This is a genomic window from Glutamicibacter sp. AGC84, from assembly GCF_053543575.1.
Genome location: NZ_JBLVOC010000025.1, coordinates 1 through 20,958 on the forward strand (window position 1 = coordinate 1; position 20,958 = coordinate 20,958).

Consider the following 20,958-nt stretch of genomic DNA (forward strand, 5'->3'; position numbering starts at 1 on the left):
TTGAGCTACACGATCGCTTCGTCACCAACTACGGCGTTCACTAATCAGAGCTTGGCTCAAGCCTTAGGTTCGAAAGATTTCGGGAAGAAGCTGCTGGTCCATACGGATCAAGGATTCCAGTATCAGCATTGGTCGTGGAAGGCTTTGCTGCAGGAGCATGGTGCGGTGCAGTCCATGTCTCGTAAAGGGAACTGCTTCGACAACTCGGTCATGGAGAATTTCTTCGGTCATCTCAAGTCGGAGATGTTCCATGGAGAGCACTTCGCAGATTTCGAGGATCTCAAGGTGGAGATTGAGACGTACATTGATTGGTACAACGTCAGTCGGCGTCAGGAACGACTGAAGGGTATGACGCCGATGGAATATCGATGCCATACCCTTGCAGCCTAAGCAGGACTATTATTTAGCTCGTCCAACTTTCGGGACCCAGTTCACATCGCCAGATGCCGGGGCCAAACTGCATAGTCGCTGGGATCGCTACCGCGATCGCCGGGGTCGATGCGATCATGGCGGCAGGCAGCAACCACTTGCACAGTCCGACCCGCTGCCGCTTGGAGGAGAGAACCATGGCATCAACCGGTCCGTTACCGCGCTTCGAATTCGATCAGAGGCTGGGTGCCTTGCCTGATTGGAAGCGTGATGACCTGGGTTTGCGGGCCGCTTACCGTTTCGATTGCGCGAGCACGGCCTTGCAGTTCATCGTCCAGGTAGGCCTGCGCGCCGAGCAGGACAACCGGCATCCGCACCTGGAGTGGCGGGTTTCCATCGTCGAGCTGCGCCTAGCGCATAACCAGCCCGAGCATCTGGGAGCACTGGATCTGGAATTAGCCCGCCATATCTCCATCGAGGCCGGCAAGCTCGAAGCGCAGGTGGTCACCGAGCACTGGTAGCCCCCGGCGTTCGGCCTTGGCGGCGGCGGGCCACCAGCAGCGAAATGGCGATGCTCTGCACCGCACCCACCAAAGCGCCCAGCGCCGTCATGGAAATGCGGTCGATGAGCAGGGACGCGGCCGGTTCAGGGCTGACCAGGTGGACCATGAGCAGTGCGGTGACCGTCATGAATACCATCCCCACCGCATAGTTGCGCAGAATCACCAGCTCGATGACGAACTGCGAGGCCAGCGCAGCGGCCAGGATTACCCAGACCGGGGAATCGAAGGCGAAAACTATTGCGGTCAGCGCTACGCCAATGCAGGTGCCTGCGCAGCGCTGCAGCCCGCGGGCTACCCGCGCATAGGCATCAGCGCCGGTGACTGCGGCGATCGCGCCGAGACTGGCCCAGTACCAGTGGCCGTCGCTGAGCAGATGCCCTGCGATTCCCGCCAGCAGCACGCCCGTGCCCATTTGGAGCGATTGGGCCATGGCCCGGCGCGAGGGCGACCAGGCGTATCCGGAGCGCAGGGTATGAAGCAGGTTGGCTTTGCGCATCGACAGGCCAAGCATCAGCAGCATGCTGAAGGCCATTGTTCCGCCGCCGGCCAGCAGCACCCCGGTGAAGCTTTGCGAAGTGGCCGGGATGCCCAGGCAGGCGCCGCCGGCGAAGACCGCGAAGACCGGTCCCGGCGGCATCCAGCGCGCGGCATGGGAGACGTAGTTGGCGCCAAAACCAATGAATGCCAGCACGAGCACGCGTACCGGGAACGGTGCCTCGATGAGCGAAAAATAGGTGCCCAGCAGCATTGCGGCCAGTTGCACGATACCTGCCGAGAGCTGCTGCCAGAAACGCGGCGCGTACGCGTCGAAACGGCCGAAGACCGCGCAGAAGGCGCCGAACGCTGCATACATTGCCCAGTCAAGGCGGCCAAGGCCGGCCAACAGGATCAGCGGCGCGGCCAGGCTGATCGTCGCCTTGACTGCCGGGATGAGCGACGGGCGGTGAGGGGCCACGACGACGCTGCGCTGCACTATTTCTTCTAAGTGGCGCTTCACTGGCGTGCCTCGCCGTCCTGCGTAGCGACCAGCTGCAGCAAGGTGCGCAGCTGCTCCCGCTGCGGCTCATCCAATGCGCCGAAGACCTTGGCTTCGTTATGCGAGGCAGCCTCCATCGCCCGGGCAGCGAATTTCCGGCCCTCGGGAGTCAGCGTGATGACGTTGCGGCGGCGGTCCTCCGGATCAACTTCGCGTTCCAGGATCCCACGGCTCGACAGCTGATCGAGGTAGGCCACCAGATGGCCGCGGTTCACATTCGAGCGATCTGCCAAGTCGTTCTGGGAGATGCCGCCGAACTCCTCCAGCGCGCAGATGATGGTGAAATGATGCCGGGACAAGGACTCGGATTCCATCAGCTCGGTGAGCTCCTGGGTGCCGATGCGTCCGGCTCGGGCGGTGAGATAGCTCAGCGAGTTCCATTGGAACTGCGGAATCCGGTGTTCGTTCATCCCTTCAAAATATCATTTCAGCTTGAAACGATTTCGCCCTGAAGCAGTTTATTCGATGTATCTCACACGCAGCTGGCGCGCGTTCCATCGCCAGCTGCGGTCCGCGGAATCGTCGTCTTTTGGAAGGTGAGGGCTCGTTCTCCTTGGCCACGGCCATAGTGCGCCGCCTGTCAGAGCCGAAGATCAGCCAAGAGGAATTTGGCGCCCAGTTCGCCGATGAGGATGGCCGGGGCATTGGTGTTGCCGGTGGTGATCTTGGGCACGATCGAGGCATCGATGACGCGCAGCCCTTCCAAGCCGCGTACCCGCAGCTGCGGATCCACCACGGCCTGCGCATCCGTGCCCATGCGGCAGGTACCCACCTGGTGGTGGTAGGTCACGACGTTGTTCCGAATGTAATCCTCCAGCTGCTCATCGCCGCGTATTTCTTCACCAGGGTAGGTTTCCCTGGCTCCCCAGTCCCCGGCCAAGGCATCTTGCTCCACCATCGCGCGGCATTGCTTCATCGATACCAGGAATGCCTGCATATCCCGCGGATCATCCAGCGCGTTCAAATCGATGTTCACCGGGTCATCCAGGCCAGGTCCGCTCAGGGTGATTTCGCCGCGGCTGTGCGGGGTGACGATCCCGGAGTGCAAGGTGAAGGCAGTGCCGTCGATCGGTTCCATGCCCGGGGAGTACATGGGCACGGCGAAGAAGATCGGCTGGGTGTCCGGGCGATCCAGGCCCTCGCGGGATCGGGTGAACATGTGCGATTGCGAAACGGAGACTCCGGCACGCGGGGCGGGTATCGCGCGGGTGGTGGTTTCGGCAATCACCGGCGCCAGCAGGTGGTCATGCAGGTTCTTGCCGACCTGATCCAGCTCATGCAGCGGCATGACGCCCGCTGCTTCGAGCTCGGCCGCCGGGCCGATGCCTGAGCGCAACAGGATTTGCGGGGATCCCAGGGCGCCGGCGCAGAGTACCACTTCATCTGCGCGCAGCTCCTGCAGCTGCCCGCCGATCCGATAGCGCACGCCTACCGCGGATCCGGATTCGAGGATCACCGAATGCACTTCGGCATCCGTGATGATTTCCATGCGCTCGCGCACCGGCTTCAGATAGGCCTTCCAGGTGTTGATGCGTTCGCCGCCAGCAACGTTGATCTGCTCCTTGGAAACGCCTTCCAGCTGCTCGCCGTTGTAGTCGGGATTGAACCGGATTCCGGACTGCACCGCGGCGTCGATAATCGACTGGTGGATCTCATCCAGCTCGTAGTCGTTGTCCACCGGCACCAGCCCATCGCTGCCGTGGAATTCGCTGGCGCCGCCAGAGAAGTTCTCGATTTCCTTGTAGATCGGCAGGACATTCTTCCAGGCCCACTGCTCGCCGCAGTCCTTGGCCCAGTCATCGAAATCCTGCGGGGCGCAGCGCACCCAGATGGTCGCATTCAGCGCGTGGGAACCGCCGAGCACCTTGCCCCGTGGCAGGTGCATCGGCTTGTTCGCTGCCCCGGCCATCGGGACGGTGTGGTAATCCCAGTCGTCCTTGCTATGCCACAGCTCGCCCATGCGCGAGAGGTCGTGGATGGCAGGGTTGGTGTCCTCGGAGCCAGCTTCGAACAAGGTCACCCGCGCCCCGGCATCCACGAGCCGGCGCGCGACCACCGAGCCAGCCGAACCTGCGCCTACGACTATGACCGACTTGCTGCCCATGGATTTTCCTCCAGCTAGGATGCCTGCGAAACTTGTTTCTCCCAGCCTGTACAGGCCAGCGGGTTTTCCCTTGGCATCCGGCGCACAACAATTGGCATCGCGTGCGCATTTTTACCCTACGGGCCGCTTAGATCCCCTTCCGTGCCGCACGCAGTTCATCGACACGCACCAGCACCACGCCGCACACAATCAGCAGGCCGCCGAACAGCTGCACCGCACCAGGCAGTTCGGAGAGCAGCAGCCAAGCCCACAGCACCGCGAAAAGCACCTCGGTCAACGAGATGAAGCTGGCCACCTTGGACCCCAGTTCCCGGGCGGCCATCACACCGGTGGTGTAGGAGAACACGGTGGCGATCAGGATCAGCCCGGTCAAGGCCAACCACCACGGGGTTTCATATCCAGCAAATGATCCGCTGCCGGCGGCCCACTGCATTGGAAGGATTCCCAAGCCGCCAACCAGCAGCATGGTTAGCGCCCCAACGGCCATGCCACCGGCCGACAGCATGATGGGTGGCAGCGCGCCATCGACCTTGGCGCTAATGAAGAAGTAGACCGTCAGGCCCACCGCTGCCCCCAAGCCCCAGAGCACGCCGATAGGATCAATCCGCGTGGCGCCGGTCAGATCCAGCACCGCCACCAGGCCCGCCAATGACAATAGGGTGCCAGCGATCGTTGCCGCCGACGGGCGCTTCTGGTGCTTGGCCCAGAGCACCAGCACGATGAGCACCGGAGCCAGATACTCCAGCAGCAAAGCCACCCCGACATCCAAGCGCTGCACCGCCAAGAAATAGCACAGCTGGCAGGCTCCCACTCCAAACAATCCGAAGAGCACAATCGACACCCAGTTGGTGCGCAGCAACGTCCAGCGGCCGCGCATCGCCAGGATCGCAGGGATCGCCAGGACCAGCGCGGCGCCGGCCATGCGTGCGGCCACGGCCGCAGTGGGACTCCACCCTGCTTCGAAAAGCCCCTTGGCGAAGGAGCCGGAAATCCCGAAGGCCGCGGAGGATGCCAGCGCAATCCAGATCCCCCGGGACTGGCTTTGACGCAGTACTGGACTGCCGGCAGTGGCGGCCGGAAGGCCGGAATCAGACAGGTCGCTCATGAGGGTCTTTGAAGTCTTTCGCGAAGAATTTCATGCCGCCGTTCAGGGGCAAATGGGGGTACGAGCATGACGATACGGTTAGGCTTGAGTGGCAGTCAATCTACCCAGCTTCCAGGAACGAATTATGACCTTTGCCCCAGATATCGAAGCTTCATTGAAGTCCGTGGTGAACCTTCTGAATACCGAGGTGCAAATCGTGGATATGCTCTCCACCGTCGCTGATCTCGATGAGTTCCTTGATGCCGAGAATTTCGAAGGCTCCCGCGCGCACAACCAGGCAGAGCTTCGCTCCATTCGCCAGTTGCGTTCCCAGCTGAAGAACATCTGGATAGGTACCGAAGAAGAATCCGTCTTCCGGGTCAATGCGATCCTGCGCAACGCCAACGCCCAGCCTCAATTGATCAAGAGCGAATCGCTGGGTTACCACCTGCACGCCACCACCAACAGCACCCCGCTCTACGACCGCATGGCCGTGGACGCCGCGATGGCACTGGCGGAAGTGATCCGCTCCGGCGGATTGCAGCGTCTGCGGATCTGCGCCTCGGAGGACTGCGAGGCGGCCCTGCTGGATCTGTCGCGCAACCGCTCCAAGCTGTACTGCGATACCGGCAACTGCGCCAACCGCGAGCACGTGCGCGCCTACCGTGCGCGCAAAGCCGGAAAACGTATCGATTAGCCAGAACCCCGACACTGAGCACACCAAGTCTAGTTTCGTCCGTGATCGGCCAGCACGTGGCCAAAATGGCGTTGGGCGATGCCCCTCGCCTTTTACCTTGCCCGGGCCATATGATGAACACACAACCGGGATACCGGCAGTTGCAGTAGTGGAAGGGGCAGGTCATGACTCAGGAAACCCACGCTTCGGATGATTACGAGGCACGGATAGAAGCAGCTGAGAGCGGACCATTGAAAGCCGCGGCCCGCTGGGTTGTAGCTCTGGCTTCTGCCACGCTGGGCGATGCCGAGTACGAAGCGAACGAGCCCCAGGTAGTCGTGCATTCCCGCCAAGACGATTCGGTACTGCTGCGCATGACAACCTCCAGCCTCGAAGAAGCTGAGCGGCTGATCGTCCAGATCCGCGCGGATTTGGAGGCCTTGGGCACCGAGGAGTTCAAAGCGGAATGGGAAGGCGCAGGCGACAAGCCCTAGCTGGATGGGCTAGCGGCTAGTTTTCGACAAGAATCCCGTCGATATCCGCATACACCATCGCGCCCGGTCGGACCTTCACATCCCCGATGCTGATCACTTCATCCACCGAACCGTGCGAGCGCTTGACGGTTTTGCGCGGGTTGCTGCCCAGTGCCTTGATCCCGAGTTCCATCTCAGCCAGTGCCGCACGGTCGCGTACGGCGCCGCTGATGATGACCCCGGCCCAGCCATTGGCTTCGGCATTCGCGGCAATCATGTCACCCATCAGGGCGTAACGCAGGGATGCTCCCCCATCGACCACGAGCACTGCGCCATTGCCCGGGAAGCTCAGGATCTCCTTGACCAGGCCGTTGTCCTCATGGCACTTCACGGTACGTGCCGGCCCGTGGAAGGACAGCCGCCCGCCAAAGTCCTGGAATTGAGCCGAGACGGACTGCAGTGCATCCCCATGCTGGTCGTAGAGGTCGGCGGTGCTGATCGGTTCCTGGTGCATGGTGTTTCCTTCATGAGCTGCGATAGTGGTCCACCACACAGCTTAGCCCGCAGTGCCCGCAACCCCAGCGCATGACGAAAGTGTCAGAGATTCAGTTCCGCTTCATAGGCCTTGGCGTCCAAGGCGCCGAGGCGCGAATTGCGGCGGCCGAAGCCCAGATAGATCGCAGCTCCCACAGCCATCCAGATGGCGAAGACCAGCCAGGTGATGCCAGCCAGGTTGAACATCAGGAACAGGCAGGCAGCGATGCCCAGAATCGGGGTCACCGGATACAGCGGGACGCGGAAGGTCCGCGGGGTATCCGGCTGGGTTTTGCGCAGGTACATTACCGAGACACCTACCAACGAGAAGGCGAACAGGGTGCCGATGCTGGTCGCTTCGGCCAGCTGGCCCAGAGGAATCAGCGAGGCGGCAATGGCCACGACCGCGCCGGTGACGTAGGTGCCGATGACCGGGGTGCGGGTGCTGGGCGAAACCTTGGCGAAGAAGCGAGGGATCAAGCCGTCGCGGCCCATGGAGAGCAGGATGCGGGTCTGCCCGTACAAGGTGGTCAGCACCACCGAGACGATCGCGATCACCGAGGCCAGGGCGAAAGCCAAGACCATCCACTTCTGTCCGGTGATTTCGGAAACAATCTGCACCAGGGCGGCTTCCGATTCGGCGAACCAGTTCCACTCCCGGGCGCCAATGGCAGCTACGGCAACCAGCACGTAAATGGTGGTTACCAGCACCATGGCGATCATGATTGCCCGCGGCAGGTCCTTCTGCGGATTCTTGGCTTCCTCGCCGGCGGTCGAGGCCGCGTCGAAGCCGATGTAGGAGAAGAAGACCATGGACGCTGCCCCGGTCACGCCCGCGGCGCCCATGGGCAGCAGCGGAGCGAAGTTCCCGGCATTGAAAGCGGTGAAGGCGACCACCACGAAGAAGACGAGGATGGCGATCTTCACGATCACCATGACGGTGTTGGCCAGTGCCGATTCGCGGGCACCGCGAACCAGCAGCAGGGTCGCCAAGATGACCACGATCAATGCCGAGAGGTTGATGACGCCGCCGTCGCCCGGGCCGGCGGCCAGGGCCTGGGGCAAAGCCAGGCCGAAGATCTCCAGCGTCTGGTTCACGTAGGCGCCGGCACCCACCGCCACCGCTGCCGCGGAAACTGCGTATTCCAAGACCAGGCACCAACCGCACACCCAGGCCATGCCTTCGCCCAGCGTGGCGTAGGAATAGGAATAGCTGGAGCCGGAGACCGGGACCATGCCCGCCATTTCGGCATAGGAGACCGCCGAAAGCAGCGCGGTGATGCCGGCCAGCACGAAGGCGATCCAGATCGCCGGGCCGGCGACCGGAACGGCAGATCCGAGGATCACCAGGATGCCGGTGCCCAGGGTGGCTCCGACGGAGATCATGACCAGCTGGGTGACGCCCAGCGAGCGCTTGAGCGTCCCGAGCCCGGCGTTGTTCGCGGCGTCGTTGGCCATCGCCTGGATGGACTTGCGCCGTCGCAGCTGCTTGCCCAGTGGGGTGCGGCCATGCTGATCAGAGATACTCGTGCTACTCACTTGAAATCCTTGGTGCGTGCTTGAGGCGTCCTGCCTCGATCAATTGGCCCGGCAAACGACAACGCGCTGGGACTATCTGTGGATGGACAGTCCCAGCGCGTCATGCTGCGTGGCTAAGCTTTATTATCAGTCTTCAAACTTCTTGTCCGGGTTGGATGAGGATCGGTTTACCCCGGTCCCCTTTCCCAGGTCAGGATCATTGTCCTTGGCAGCCATGGTCATCACCGAGATGACCAGCAGGCTTGCGACAAAGGCGATGCCGAAACAGGCCAAACCGATATCGAAGCGCAAGGGATTCTGCGATCCGCCGGTGGAGCTAACCAAGCCGACCACGCCGGCGACGATGGCCAGGATCAGCGAGAAGCTCAGTGGGCCCTTGATTGACTGGCTCCACGGTTGCTTCTTCTTGTTGTTTCCCACCAGGAACTCCGTTTCTACTTTTACTGCAGACCTAAAGACTAGTTGCTTTCCTGGTCCGGCGAATTGATCGTGGTCGGGGCGGCTGCCTTCATTTCATGGCGATGGCCGAAGGCGGCAATCAGCGCGAAAACGGCCAGAACGATAGTTCCGCCGCCAATCAGGCCGAACAATGCGTGCGCATCCATGCCACCGCTGAAGCACAGCGAAATGGCCAAGATCACGCCCACCGCGCCGGTAACCAGCTGGTTCCTGAACGGCGGGAAGGCCTCGCGATGCTTGGCAAAGACGATGAGCTCGGCAATGCCTCCGGCCAGGAATGCAAAGGCACCCACATAGCCGACCCAGGCAATCGAGCTGACGAAGATGGTGGCAATACCAGCCAGAAGCATCAGTCCCGCACCCAGCGCGTAGGGGGCGCGCGACTTCTCCGGCGCGCTTTCCACAGATACGTACTGCCACATGAACACGCCAGTGACAACGAGGAACGCTGCCGTGGAGTAAGTGACAACCTTGTCATCTGCGCCGATCCAGAAAATCGACATCAGGGCATAGGCCAGGGCTGTCAGGCCGCGCAGGAATACTGGGCGGAAAACTTCTGAAGCTTGAACTGGGGTGGTTTTTGGTGCAGGCACAATTTCTATTCTACCGCTCATAGAACTAACCGCCACTTCGCCCGGGGTTAATCACATCAGCCACGGCGGCGAATCAGCGACTGGTCCAGATCCCCGATGCTCGCCGCGCCCATCAGCTGCATAGTCACTTCCACTTCCTTGGCCAGCAATTCGATGGCACGGCTGACGCCTTCCTCTCCCCCAGCCATCAGGCCGTAGAGGTAGGCGCGGCCAATCAGCACGAAGTCCGCTCCGGCGCACAGCGCGGCGACAATGTCCGCGCCGGACATGATGCCCGAATCCATGATGATTTCCATGTCCTCACCGACTTCGGCACGCACTTCGCCCAACGCCTCGAAGGCGATCGGCGCGCGGTCCAGCTGCCGGCCGCCATGATTGGAGACAACCAGTCCGTCAGCACCGGCGGCCTGTGCCTTGGCAGCGTCTTCGCTGGTGAGCACGCCCTTGACGAAGAGCTTGCCCTTCCACAGCTCGCGGATCCATTTCAGATCCTCGAAGTCCAAGGACGAATCGAACATGGAGTTGATGATCGTTGGCAGGTCTGCCGACGTATCCGACAGCGATGCGAACTTCAGCGAATCGGTGGTCAAGAAGTTGTACCACCATTCGGGTCGGTACGACGCATCGAGCACGGTCTTCACGGTCAATTCCGGCGGGATCTTCATGCCGTTGCGGGTATCGCGGTGGCGCTGGCCGGCCACCGGGGTGTCCACGGTGACCAGCAAGGTGTCATAGCCCGCTGCGGCGGCACGTTCCACCAGCGCCCTGGACTTCTCCCGGTCCTTCCACAGATAGAGCTGGAACCATTTGCGTCCCTTGGGGGCAGCCTCGGCGACCTCCTCGATGGATCGGGTGCCCATGGTGGACAGGCTGAAAGGAATCCCTGCTTTCTGGGCAGCCCGCGAGCCGCCGATTTCGCCCTCGGAGTGCATGAAGCGGGTGAAGCCGGTGGGTGCGATGCCGAAGGGCAATGCCGATGGGGCGCCGGCAATGGTGGTGGAAAGATCCGACTGCGCGGTTCCGTGCAGGATTCGCGGCAACAACTCAACGCTGTCGAACACCGCTCGGGCTCGGGTCGCGGTGATTTCTCGCCCGGCAGCGCCATCTACATAGTCGAAGGCCGCGGCGGGGGTGCGGCGCTTGGCGATCTTGCGCAGATCCCAGATGTCGGCGGTACCGGCCAGCCGGGCGGCGCGAGGGCTAGTGCTGGGGAGTTTGAACTTCATCAGGCTGACCAGTTCGGCCACGTCGGGCAGTTGGCGCTTGAGATTACCCATGGGTTGTTCCTTTACTTCGGTGGAAATTGCCGGTCTAGTACAGGGTGCGCGAGCTTGCGCGGGTGCCGATGAAGATTGCAATGGCCGAGGACAGGCAGCACAGAGCCAGGTATCCCGCTGGCATCGCGATGGAGCCGTTGCCCGCCTGCAAGAGCGCAGCGGCAATCAGCGGCGAGAGCCCAGCGACGATGGCGCCGTTCAGTTCGCGCGCGATGGCAATCCCGGAGAAGCGCACCGAGACGGGGAACAGCTCGGTGAGGAAGGCCCCTTGGGCACCGGAAGTGCACGGGATCACCAGCGCGTAGCCGGCAGCGATGCCCAGGAATCCGAAGGCGAACTCGCCGGTTGAGATCATCGCGAAGATCGGGAACGCAAGGATCAAACCTGAGATATTCCCGGCCGCCAGGACCTTGGATGCGCCGAACCGATCGGCCAGCCAGCCACCCACCGGGGTGAGCACGACGGAGACCAATGAGCCCAGGGTGACCGCCAGCAGCGCATGGCTTCGCTCCATGCCACTGGTGACCATCAGGCTCAGCGCGAAGACCGCAAGGATGTAGTTGACAGCATTGTGCCCGGTGATGGCCAGGAAGCCCAGGATGACCCGGCGCCAATGCCCCGAGAATACCTGCACGATGGGGAGCTTGGCCTGCTGCTGCTCGGCACGGGCCGAGGCCATGGCGGCGGCATAGTCAGGGGTCTCTTCCAGCTTGTTGCGGATGTAGATGGCCACGACGAACAGCAGTGCCGAGACCAGGAATGGGATGCGCCAGGCCCACCCGAGCAGTACCACGTCACCGGCCAGCGAAACCAGGAAGAAGCACACGGTGGCCAGCGCGATGCCCAGCGGCGGGGTGGACAGCACCAGCGAGGTGTAGAACCCGCGTTTTCTCGGCTCCACGTATTCGGCCACCAGCGTCATGGCACCGGTCAGTTCCGCGCCAGCGCCGAATCCCTGGATCAGGCGCAGCAGCACCAGCAGGCCCACGGACCACACGCCCCAGGTCTGCGCGGTTGGCAGCAGGCCGATGCCCACGGTGGCGATGCCCATCAGGATGACCGAGAGCAGCATGGCCGGGCGGCGCCCGAACCGGTCCCCCAGGTGGCCGATGAGCACACCGCCCAGCGGGCGGGCCACGAAGCCCACCGCGAAGGTCGCAAAGGACGCGATCGAGGCCGCCGATTCTCCGGCCCCGGCGAAGAACAGCGGACCGATCACCACCGATGCGGCCGCGCCATACAGCGCGTAGTCGTACCATTCAATGGCCGTGCCGAAGACAGAGGCGAACAGGGCCCGGCGCCGGTTGCGCGCTTGCTGCGTGCTGGCAGAGTTCTGGGTGATCGGCACAGTCGTAGTCCTTGCGATAAAGTGGTGTTCCGTAAGATACCTGAAATATATTTCATCCCAGACTAGAGTGTTGCCCAGAGCGATAGCTAGATCAGGTCGCCAAGTTACGCCCCTTAGGAATCGGAAAACCATGGCCAGCTCGCTCTCCGAACAGCTCACGCTCACCTTGCGCGAACGCATCAACCGCGGGGAACTTGCCCCGGGAAGCCTGATCATCGAACCGGCACTGGCCCAGGAGTTCGAGGTCTCCAAGACCCCGGTGCGCGAGTCCCTGCGCCAGCTCACCAGCGAGGGCCTGCTGCAGGTGCTGCCCAAGAAGGGCTATCTGGTTCGCGCCATCTCGATGAATGATGTCTATGAAGTCCTGGAACTGCGCAGCTTGCTCGAACCGCATGTGGCAGGACAGGTAGCCAGCATGCATTCGGCCGCGCTTGTGGTTTCCCTGGCCGGGCACCTTGAAGCCCAGCAAAAGCTGGCGGTCTCCGACCCCATTGCCTCCATGCATGCCGCCCAGTGCTTCCATAGCGAACTGGCCGCGGCATCGCGCAACTCCCGCATTGTGGACAGCCTGGAGAACTGCTTCACGCAAACCGCTCGAGCCCACTACGTGTTGCCTTCCATGCAGCCATACATGTCTCAATCGGACGAGCTGGCCGAGCACCAGTCGATCTTTGCCGCCATACAGAATTCAGATCCTTCAGCGGCCGCCGAGGCCATGACGCTGCATCTGGAATCCATCCGCCGAGCCATGCTGGGACATCACTAGCGGCCAACCACTGGTGCATCATGGGCAAGGCACACAGCATCGCCGTGCTTGCCGGCGCTGTCGTCAGCACCGATGCCATGCCAGAAGGCCTGCGCTCACTGAACGAGTCCGCTGACGACTTTCTGGTTCAAGCTGGATCCAACGCCAAGCACAGGCAGACGATGCCCGATAACCGGATTGAGCGGCTTGGCGTGCATGACTCGCTCTTCTCCTGCGCCGTGGGCAGCCTGCTGCAATTCCGCCAGCCAGGGGACGTGGACTTCTTCGTGGTCCGCGAGAACATCTTCGAAGGCATCGAACGCCGTCATCCGGAAAACGGTAGCGTCCTGTACCAGTATCGGCCACGCCCTCGAATACGCATTGGAGCTCGCGCAAACCGGTAGCGCCAAGCACCTGACCAGCCCAGCGCAACAGCTCGTTGCCCAGCCCGGATCCGGGTGCCGGGGCACCACCAGCTCACTGGACCATGCGGTCACCCATGAGATTGCCGCCCAGGCAATGGAGCTCCAGGAGTAATCGGTGGCGAGCGGCCCGGTGGCCTGGGTTCAGCTGCCCAACCGCATCCAAGCGCTGTTCCTGGCACGCAGGGACAGGCTCACGCCGCGAGCTGCCATGTAGCCGATGGCGAAAGCAACCCAGATCCACAAAATCGCTGACGTGGAATCCTTGGCAAAGACCTGAACCGCCCAGAGCATCGGCACGTAGAGAACAAGGTTGGCTATGCCCACCAACCCGAGATAGCGGGCATCCCCCGCACCGATGAGCACGCCGTCCAGCACGAACACCAAACCGCACAACGGCTGGGACAATGCCAGCACCCACAGCCCAACGGTGGTCAGCTGGCGGATTTGCTCATCCGGGGTGAAGATCATCGGGAAGACCCACGAGGTGGCAAGCAGCAGGATCCCGGTGACCACGCCGAAGCAGATGCCCCAGCGGCTCATGATCCCGGTGAGCTTGCGGACCTGCTCTGCATCCCCGCGGCCCAGCTCCTGGCCAATCATGGCCTGGGCCGCAATAGCCAACGCATCCAGTGCAAAGGCCAGGAAACTGAAGATCGTGAAGACCAGCTGGTGCGCTGCCAGTGTCTGGGTGCCGGCGTTGGTGGCGACAAGAACCGTGAGGAGCAACGCCGCGCGCATGCTCAGGTTGCGCAGCATCAACCAGGAACCGACTTGCCCGGTGGAAATGAACCCGGACCAGCTCGGCGCCATGGAAATTCCTTGCTTGCGGATTCTTGGCAAGATCATCCACAAATACACCACCGCCATCATCCACTGGGCGATCGATGTGCCAAGCGCGGCACCGGCTACGGACATATCGGCCCAGTAGACCAACACGAAGTTCAGGACGATATTCAATCCGAAGCCAGCGGTGGCCACGATCAACGGTGTTTTCGTGTCCTGCATGCCACGCAGCACGCCGGTGGCTGCCAGGACCAGCAGCATCGCGGTCAGGCCAGGCATCGAGTAGCGGATGTAATCGACGGCGAATCCAGCGGTTTCCCCTTCGCCGCCCATCAAGCCCACAAGCCGATCGGCACTGAAGTATCCGAGCAGCGACAGCACCACCCCGAGGACTATGGCAAACCACATGCCATCACGCCCCGCCGCCATGGCCTTGCCGGGGTTGCCTGCGCCCAGGGCCCTGGCTACAGCTGGCGTGGTGGCATAGGCCAAGAAGATCATCAACCCCACTGCAGTGTGCAGCACCGTGGTGCCCAGTGCGGCGCCGGCCAGCTCGGCCACACCAAGGTGGCCCACGATGGCCGAATCGGCCATCAAGAACAGCGGCTCGGCGATCAAAGCACCCAAGGCGGGAACTGCCAAGGCAAGGATCTGCCGGGCCAAGCTCCGCGGGGATTCGGTGGGGGTTGAAGGATTCACACCCTCAACTCTACGAAGCAGAGTGGACTTTCACCATTTGCTTGCGCGCAGGAGGATTCCCGGTGCAGTCCTCTTTCCTGCGTCCGGAGCGAGTACTAGGTTTGGAAGCAAGCAGGGCACAGCCAGCACCGCCACCAGAAAACAGGTTTCCCATGGGACAAGACCATATTGGCCATTGGCAATGCGCGGGTTGCGCCGTGGAGTTCCCGCCGGGCCCGCAACCCACCGGCACCTGCCCCATCTGCGCCGATGAACGCCAGTACATTCCGGGCGGAATCCAGCGTTGGGTGCGCACCGAAGACCTGGCAGCAGCCGGCCACCAGCTGACGATCACTTCGCTGGAGCCGGGACTGAATGCGATTGCTTCTCCCGAAATCGGCATAGGCCAAAGCTCCTTGCTCGTGGAGACCACCGCGGGCAACCTGCTCTTCGACGTGCCCGGGCTGATTACCGGAGAAATCATTGATTGGCTGGATAGCCGCGGAAAGCTGGCGGCCATTGTGGCGAGCCATCCGCACATGTACGGGGTGCAGCAGCAATACAGCCAGGCGCTGGGTGATGCGCCGATCCTCGTCGCCGAGAAAGATGCGCAGTGGGTCCAGTATTCCTCAGCCGCCGTCAGGTCCTGGTCCCAGCCTTTTGAGGTGCTGCCCGGGATCAAGCTGATGCAGCTCGGCGGCCACTTCCCGGGCAGCACTGCGGCTGTTTGGGAAGCAGGGGCCGATGGCCGCGGAGTCCTGCTGGCTGGCGACGCGATTTTCCCCGTGGCCGATGGCAATGCGACCTTCTTGCGCAGCTACCCCAACCGCATCCCGCTCTCGGCTGCCGTGGTGCGGCGCATGGCCAAGGATCTGGAGCCGGTGAAGTTCGACCGCCTCTACAACAACTTCGCGGCCTGCATCCAGGCCGATGCCCACCGGGTGGTCCAGTTCTCTGCGGAACGCTATGCCAGGTGGGTATCAGGAAAATTCGACGATCTGACCTGATATTTCGCGCAAAGTTGAGTATTCCGAATGCGGAATATGAATTATCCGCGAAGGGATGGGTCCCTTTTGGAGAGCAAGGAAGCCATGATCAGGGCAACCACCTGCAACGCGCCAACGCAAAGCACGACGCTGGCCCAGCCGTAGTGCATGAAGGGGATGCCGATGAGCCATCCAAGCAGTGATGAGCCCACATAGTAGAACAAGTTGTACAGGCTGGAGGCCTGTGCCCTGGCTTCGGTGGCCAGCACCGGCACCCACCCGCTGGCGACCGCGTGGGCCGCGAAGAAGCCAGCGGTGAAGATCAGCAACCCGCTGATGATCACGACCAGGTTCCCGGCCAGGGTCAGCAGCAAGCCCAGGGCGCTGGTGAGAATGCTGATGCGCAGGGTATTTCGCCGTCCAGCCTTGGCGACGAGTTTGCTGCTGGCCACCGAGGTGTAGGTTCCAGAAAGGTAGGCCAAGAAGACCAGTGCCGCCCACGAAGCCGGAATCAGGTAGGGCGGTGCTTCCAGCCGGAAAGCCAGGTAGTTGTAGACGGCCACGAATCCGCCCATGAGCAAGAATCCCTGGGCATAGACCAGTGCCATTTTGCCGTGCAATGCATGTGCGAACTTCTTGGCGATGCTGCGCAGGTTCTGGCCGTGGATGGGGTCGAAGCCCTGGGCGCTGGGCGCCTTGAACAGGAAGAAGAGCGTCGCCAGGCCAGCCATGATGCTCACTGCCGCGACCCCCCAGCGCCAGCCGGCGGGGTCTGCGACAAAGCTGGCGACCAAGCGTCCGGCCAGCCCGCCAAGGGTGGTGCCGGAGATATAGGTGCCGCTGGCCACGGCAACGGCTCGCGGATTGACCTCGTCAACGAGGAAGGCCAGTGCAGAGCCGGGAACACCTGCCAAGGCAATTCCCTCGAAGAACCGGATCGCCACCAGGAACTCGAAGCTTGGCGACAGGCAGCTGAGCAGTCCCAGGGCAACCGAAGAGATCAGGGCGATGCTGATGACCTTGCGGCGCCCGACGCGGTCGGAAATGATGGCCCATGGAGTCACGGCCAATGCCAGTCCCAGGGTCGCTGATGAAACGGCAAGTGCCGTGTGCGAAGAGGTGATGTGGAAATAGCCGGCGATCACCGGCAGCAGCCCCTGCACCGCATAGAGCTGGGAGAACGTGGCGACGCCGCCGGCAAAAAGCGCCAGCAGCATGCCCCGATAGGCGGGGGTGTTCGGTTCGAGTCCGGTAAATGCCACTGCCTAGGCTCCCACAGGAAGCAGCGGGTAGATCAGGTACACCACCAGCAGCGCTACGGCATTGTTAATGACATGCAGCATGTAGGAGTAGGCCAGCGACTTGCCGCTGAGGATGTAGGCAACACCCATCATGACGCCCAGCATGAAGTACGGCACGACCTCCAGCCACGAGCCGATGCCCGCGCCAATGAAGTGGATGCTGGCGAACAGCACCGTGGAGATCAGTGCGCAAAGCCAGACGTTGAGCTTGCGTGAAAGCTTGCCGATGAGCAGATGGCGGAACAGGTATTCCTCGACGAATGGGCCGAAGAGCGCAGTGACCACCAGCATGACCGGCAGCGGCACCGTTCCGGCCATGGATTCCAGGGCCGCCTGGTTCTCGCTGGTGGCCGCTTGGCCCGTCAAGGCGGCGATGATTCCGTTGGCCATGATGGTCAGGAACCAGCCACCGGGCAGCATCAGCCATTTGGCCCAGGGGTGGTAGCGCATGGTCTTGAACGACTCGAAGAACTGCGGACCGCACTGGATCATCGCGAGAATGAAGAAGGTGACATACAGGATCAGGTTGATCCCGAACAGCGCCTGTTCCTGGGTGGAGAAGGCGCCCATGTAGCCAGGGATCAAGCCGATGAGGCCTGCTGCGCCCCCGACAAAGAAGACGAGGTAGGCAAGAACTGTCCAGAAGTCGCCCTTGGTGAATTGCCCGGCGTTGAAGACGCGTTGCTTGGGCCGCGGAGCCGAATAGGGGTTCATGTACTCTGGCCGTTGTTGCATATGACAAGCCTAATCGCCTTCCATGTGGATTTCCCAAGTTCATCGTTCCACGTGAAAGGACGAACCCAGTCCAGCCGACGTCGAAGTCTATTGGACTGGGTTCAGCGAGCTGCGGTAACCGCGAGCTCCCATCATCTGCTAGTTCTTGTCGAAACCTTCGCGACCCTTGTCCACGAAGGCCGGGAAGAGCACCTTGTAGCTGACACCGGCAATGGCCGCACCGATAACCGGTGCCAGGATAAACAGCCATACCTGGCCCAAGGCTTCCGGGCCGGCGAACCATGCGACGCCCAGGGAACGTGCCGGGTTGACCGAGGTATTGGTGATGGGAATGGACACCAGGTGGATCAGGGTCAATGACAGGCCGATAGCGATCGGCGCGAAACCCTGCGGCGCGCGCTTGTCGGTGGAGCCGAGGATCACGTACAGGAAGATCGCAGTCAAAACGATCTCTGCGACCAGTGCCGCAACCAGCGAATAGCCATCTGGCGATCGCTCCCCATAGCCATTGGAAGCGAAACCGGATTCGACTGCGTTGAATCCGTCCTTGCCCGAAGCGATCCAGAACAGCACGGCACCCGCCACCGAAGCAGCGACGATCTGCGTGACGATGTACGGGAGGACATCCTTCCACGGGGTGCGCCCGGCAAAGGCCGTGCCCAGGGTGACGGCAGGGTTGAAATGGCCGCCGGAGATATGCCCTACTGCGTACGCCATGATCAGCACAGTGAAACCGAAAGCCAGAGCTACGCCCAGGAATCCGATGCCCATGTTCACGGTTTCATCTGCGATGACCTTGGCTGCGAAGATCGCTGAACCACAGCCACCGAAGACCAGCACGAATGTGCCCAAGAATTCTGCCGATAGTTTTGCGCCAACAGTTGGCACAGCTGCATCTGACATGCTTTTTCCTTATCCTCGATGAATTATGCGAGTTCAAGGCCAGCTTATGTCCTGCCGATGGGGCTGCGGTAGGCCTGCGGCTACTTAATAGATCTCGTTCGTCTTATTTTTCTTCTGGGTTCATGCTTCTGATCTGCCGCGCCGCAGTTGCGGCGTTTCTAGATCGTGGTTCGGGGCTGCCGTTCGAAAATTGAAGCGGCCGCAATGCCGACAACGACACCGAGAAGATTTCCCATAGCGCAGTCCCACACCATCTGGGATCCGCTCTTCGGATTAGCCAGCTGAAGCATCAGGATAATCAGCGGCGTGAAAAAGCTGAGGGCAAGGCCGTAGTTCCGGACCATATAGGCCTCGGTTGGGAACATCAGCAAGATGATGCAGCAGCCGATCACCAGTTCGCTGGGAGTCAGGGCCGTGATCCCAAACAACACGCCTATACCGGCCAGGGTTCCCCCGATGCGGTGAGCCCCACGTCGCAACCGTCCCCGGGCGTTGCCGACGGCAAGCGGAACGGCCGCCCCGGCCATGGTCCATTGGAGATGCTCGACCTGCAGAGTAATCCCGACAGCTCCAGCCAGGAAAACAACTATCAGGTAGGTGCATGCCCTGCGCAGGATGCGGGGCCATGGAATCGCGAGGCCTTCCGAGCTGCACTCTTCCACTCGTCCGAAGCGTGCGGCTTGGCCGAGCAGGATGCTGAACAGAGCGGTGGCGACGAACGCGGCCACGCCATCAAGGGCGGGAAGCTCCCCCACCGGCAAAGTTCCCAACGCACCAAACGCAAAGAGCGGAAAGAAGGCACCGCCGGGCTTGAGCCCATATCGATCAGCGATCAATGAGCTGAAGGCCGCCCAGAACATTCCTCCGGCAAGCAGCGTCCACCCGCGCATACCCAAGGGGGCCATGGCGATCCCGCAAATTCCCGCACACAGCATCAGTGCAGCTCCGAGCACCTGGTCCTTCAGTCGCTGCGAGCGATGCGGATTTCGGCCGTACATCCCGACAATGGAGCCGAAAACAGCGTAGGCAAGGAGGTCCGTTCTGCCAATCAGCAGCAGTGCAATCCCCGGAAGTCCCAATCCGAGGCCTACGCGCAGGGCCGGGCGGATCTCTGGGCTGTGCGAAATGGCGAAGAGCTGCCAATTCACGAGCGAACCGCGCGTGAATTTGAACTTACCAATGGCTGTGGAGACCGGAGCTGCTCTGCCTGCCGTCATCATGGAATCCCGAGTCGTCCTGGCAATTATCTGATTGCTTGCATCCCTCGGATCCCATGGTGCCTCAAGATGGTCAGGTTCCACTGTTCTCTCCGCTCCCAGTTGCACGGCCCAATTCCTAAGCGACTTGGGGTCTGGTTCTAGGTTCAGGGATTACCATTGATCAGATCCAATAATTAGATCCGATGATTCAGTAAGTGCTACTTATGATTCCTGCTGAGATGCATATCGACCGCAGGGAATGTGCTAGAAATTATCTTTTCGAGCGCCTGCGACATCAGGGTTAATGGACTGCTGTCTTCCATTACAAGAGAAATTTGCGAGGTAACTTGCGGATCATCCAGCCTGTAAAGCTCAATACCAGGCAGAGCTCCCAAGGGTGGCAACCACTGGCGCGGAACTATGCTGGCCCAGTTCCCGGTGGACACATGCGCGAGCAACGTGACTATCGAGTCGCATTCGATTCGCGGCGAGACTACCAGATCGTGCCGGCTGAGCGTCTGGTCGAGGACCTGGCGCCCTCGAAGAGATGAGTCGAGGAGGCATAAGGGCAACTCCAACGCCGTCGCCCAAGCCGTCGTTGCGCCCTCGGGGAGCATCCCCGGCGCAGTGAGCAGCACATGTTCCTCGGCATAGAGCGGATAGACCAGCAGTCCAGCTAGGTCCTGCGGCTCCGCGTAGATAAGGCCCGCGTCAAGCTCGTAGTTCCTGATCTGACGGACGATGTCCGCCGAATGGAGACTCGCCTGGACGTTGATGCCCACTTGCGGATGCGCACGGGCAAACTTGTCGGTGAGGGTTGCAACAGTTGAAGAGGCAGCAGGAACCGTTCCCAATCGAAGTGTTCCGTTCAGGCCATTCTCGTAATGGGAGATTTCCTGTCTCAGCGAGGCATGGTCTTTCAGGATTTTCCGAGCCCATTTGAGAACCGTCTCGCCTTCAACGGTCAGTCCTTGGAAGGCATGGCCCCGGCGGACCAATGGCGCGCCCAGTTCCTTTTCGAGTTTTCGAATGCCCTCTGATAATGCTGGCTGGGAGACCGCGCATTCTTCAGCTGCCCGGGCAAAATGTCCCTCATTGGCCAGTGCCACCAGATATTCCAACTGTCTAAGCATCATGTTCATATTGCA

General features: G+C 61.6%; 24 protein-coding genes. 8 read left to right on the forward strand and 16 right to left on the reverse strand.

The window, feature by feature from the left end:
* Positions 1-390, forward strand: a 390-nt coding sequence (locus ACNPN0_RS13820) for a transposase (protein WP_448938005.1), incomplete at its 5' end; no start/stop codon positions are given.
* A 176-nt stretch (positions 391-566) separates the two neighbouring features.
* Positions 567-890 (forward strand): 4a-hydroxytetrahydrobiopterin dehydratase, encoded by a 324-nt coding sequence (locus ACNPN0_RS13825; protein ID WP_365942785.1) that lies wholly within the window; start codon positions 567-569, stop codon positions 888-890.
* On the opposite strand, the gene ACNPN0_RS13830 is transcribed toward ACNPN0_RS13825, so the two are convergent.
* The 4 genes from ACNPN0_RS13830 to ACNPN0_RS13845 all read right to left on the reverse strand — a co-directional run bounded on the left by ACNPN0_RS13830 (position 874) and on the right by ACNPN0_RS13845 (position 5,177).
* Entirely contained in the window at positions 874-1,929 is a 1,056-nt protein-coding gene (locus ACNPN0_RS13830) for an FUSC family protein (protein ID WP_448938004.1), read from the reverse strand. The two genes, ACNPN0_RS13825 and ACNPN0_RS13830, sit on opposite strands and share 17 nt — an antisense overlap.
* Positions 1,926-2,378, reverse strand: coding sequence for a MarR family winged helix-turn-helix transcriptional regulator (locus ACNPN0_RS13835; protein ID WP_448938003.1), 453 nt, complete (start codon positions 2,376-2,378; stop codon positions 1,926-1,928). Before ACNPN0_RS13835 ends, ACNPN0_RS13830 begins: the two co-directional genes overlap by 4 nt.
* A 170-nt stretch (positions 2,379-2,548) precedes the next feature.
* Positions 2,549-4,072, reverse strand: coding sequence for a GMC family oxidoreductase (locus ACNPN0_RS13840; RefSeq protein WP_448938937.1), 1,524 nt, complete (start codon positions 4,070-4,072; stop codon positions 2,549-2,551).
* 127 nt (positions 4,073-4,199) lie between these two features.
* Positions 4,200-5,177, reverse strand: a complete 978-nt coding sequence (locus tag ACNPN0_RS13845) for an EamA family transporter (protein ID WP_448938001.1) — start codon at positions 5,175-5,177, stop codon at positions 4,200-4,202.
* A gap of 124 nt (positions 5,178-5,301) precedes the next feature.
* Here ACNPN0_RS13845 and ACNPN0_RS13850 point away from each other — a divergent pair, with 124 nt between their 5' ends.
* Together ACNPN0_RS13850 and ACNPN0_RS13855 are read left to right on the forward strand one after the other, a co-directional pair.
* Positions 5,302-5,853, forward strand: coding sequence for a CGNR zinc finger domain-containing protein (locus ACNPN0_RS13850; RefSeq protein WP_105656104.1), 552 nt, complete (start codon positions 5,302-5,304; stop codon positions 5,851-5,853).
* 164 nt (positions 5,854-6,017) lie between these two features.
* Positions 6,018-6,326 carry a hypothetical protein gene (locus ACNPN0_RS13855; protein ID WP_105656103.1) on the forward strand — a complete coding sequence of 103 codons (309 nt, stop codon included), beginning with the start codon at positions 6,018-6,020 and terminating at the stop codon, positions 6,324-6,326.
* A 16-nt stretch (positions 6,327-6,342) separates the two neighbouring features.
* On the opposite strand, the gene rraA is transcribed toward ACNPN0_RS13855, so the two are convergent.
* From rraA to ACNPN0_RS13885, 6 genes are all read right to left on the reverse strand, one after another.
* Positions 6,343-6,819 carry a ribonuclease E activity regulator RraA gene (rraA, locus tag ACNPN0_RS13860; RefSeq protein WP_105656102.1) on the reverse strand — a complete coding sequence of 159 codons (477 nt, stop codon included), beginning with the start codon at positions 6,817-6,819 and terminating at the stop codon, positions 6,343-6,345.
* A gap of 83 nt (positions 6,820-6,902) precedes the next feature.
* On the reverse strand, positions 6,903-8,297 hold the full coding sequence (locus ACNPN0_RS13865; protein WP_286134064.1) for an amino acid permease: 1,395 nt from the start codon (positions 8,295-8,297) through the stop codon (positions 6,903-6,905).
* A 207-nt stretch (positions 8,298-8,504) separates the two neighbouring features.
* A complete protein-coding gene (locus tag ACNPN0_RS13870; RefSeq protein WP_286134039.1) occupies positions 8,505-8,798 on the reverse strand; it encodes a hypothetical protein in 294 nt (97 codons plus the stop codon).
* A 38-nt stretch (positions 8,799-8,836) separates the two neighbouring features.
* Complete coding sequence (locus tag ACNPN0_RS13875) at positions 8,837-9,430, reverse strand: DUF308 domain-containing protein (protein WP_105662065.1); 594 nt, start codon at positions 9,428-9,430, stop codon at positions 8,837-8,839.
* Between the two features lie 56 nt (positions 9,431-9,486).
* Positions 9,487-10,707: an alpha-hydroxy acid oxidase gene (locus ACNPN0_RS13880; protein ID WP_448938000.1), complete on the reverse strand. Its 1,221-nt coding sequence runs from the start codon at positions 10,705-10,707 to the stop codon at positions 9,487-9,489.
* A 34-nt stretch (positions 10,708-10,741) separates the two neighbouring features.
* The gene (locus ACNPN0_RS13885) at positions 10,742-12,055 is read right to left on the reverse strand and encodes an MFS transporter (protein WP_448937999.1); all 1,314 of its coding nucleotides are present in this window, start codon (positions 12,053-12,055) and stop codon (positions 10,742-10,744) included.
* Between the two features lie 130 nt (positions 12,056-12,185).
* On the opposite strand from ACNPN0_RS13885, the gene ACNPN0_RS13890 reads away from it, so the two are divergent.
* The 3 genes from ACNPN0_RS13890 to ACNPN0_RS13900 are packed head-to-tail and all read left to right on the forward strand — an operon-like array spanning position 12,186 to position 13,337.
* Complete coding sequence (locus ACNPN0_RS13890) at positions 12,186-12,821, forward strand: GntR family transcriptional regulator (RefSeq protein ID WP_105656097.1); 636 nt, start codon at positions 12,186-12,188, stop codon at positions 12,819-12,821.
* 20 nt (positions 12,822-12,841) lie between these two features.
* On the forward strand, positions 12,842-13,204 hold the full coding sequence (locus tag ACNPN0_RS13895) for a hypothetical protein (protein WP_133834823.1): 363 nt from the start codon (positions 12,842-12,844) through the stop codon (positions 13,202-13,204).
* Positions 13,182-13,337: a hypothetical protein gene (locus ACNPN0_RS13900; protein ID WP_166650859.1), complete on the forward strand. Its 156-nt coding sequence runs from the start codon at positions 13,182-13,184 to the stop codon at positions 13,335-13,337. Before ACNPN0_RS13895 ends, ACNPN0_RS13900 begins: the two co-directional genes overlap by 23 nt.
* A 29-nt stretch (positions 13,338-13,366) precedes the next feature.
* Here ACNPN0_RS13900 and ACNPN0_RS13905 read toward each other — a convergent pair whose 3' ends face one another.
* Positions 13,367-14,707: an MATE family efflux transporter gene (locus ACNPN0_RS13905; RefSeq protein ID WP_105656095.1), complete on the reverse strand. Its 1,341-nt coding sequence runs from the start codon at positions 14,705-14,707 to the stop codon at positions 13,367-13,369.
* 197 nt (positions 14,708-14,904) lie between these two features.
* Here ACNPN0_RS13905 and ACNPN0_RS13910 point away from each other — a divergent pair, with 197 nt between their 5' ends.
* Positions 14,905-15,693 (forward strand): hydrolase, encoded by a 789-nt coding sequence (locus ACNPN0_RS13910; protein WP_448937998.1) that lies wholly within the window; start codon positions 14,905-14,907, stop codon positions 15,691-15,693.
* A gap of 41 nt (positions 15,694-15,734) precedes the next feature.
* Here the strand turns inward: ACNPN0_RS13910 and ACNPN0_RS13915 are convergent, their stop codons facing one another.
* From ACNPN0_RS13915 to ACNPN0_RS13935, 5 genes are all read right to left on the reverse strand, one after another.
* A complete protein-coding gene (locus ACNPN0_RS13915) occupies positions 15,735-16,934 on the reverse strand; it encodes an MFS transporter (RefSeq protein WP_105656093.1) in 1,200 nt (399 codons plus the stop codon).
* Between the two features lie 3 nt (positions 16,935-16,937).
* Entirely contained in the window at positions 16,938-17,708 is a 771-nt protein-coding gene (locus ACNPN0_RS13920; protein ID WP_332731281.1) for a CPBP family intramembrane glutamic endopeptidase, read from the reverse strand.
* Between the two features lie 138 nt (positions 17,709-17,846).
* Complete coding sequence (aqpZ, locus tag ACNPN0_RS13925; protein WP_105656091.1) at positions 17,847-18,611, reverse strand: aquaporin Z; 765 nt, start codon at positions 18,609-18,611, stop codon at positions 17,847-17,849.
* A 158-nt stretch (positions 18,612-18,769) separates the two neighbouring features.
* Entirely contained in the window at positions 18,770-19,759 is a 990-nt protein-coding gene (locus ACNPN0_RS13930; protein ID WP_448937997.1) for an FUSC family protein, read from the reverse strand.
* 269 nt (positions 19,760-20,028) lie between these two features.
* On the reverse strand, positions 20,029-20,952 hold the full coding sequence (locus tag ACNPN0_RS13935) for a LysR family transcriptional regulator (protein ID WP_208294295.1): 924 nt from the start codon (positions 20,950-20,952) through the stop codon (positions 20,029-20,031).
* Positions 20,953-20,958: the final 6 nt, after the last annotated feature.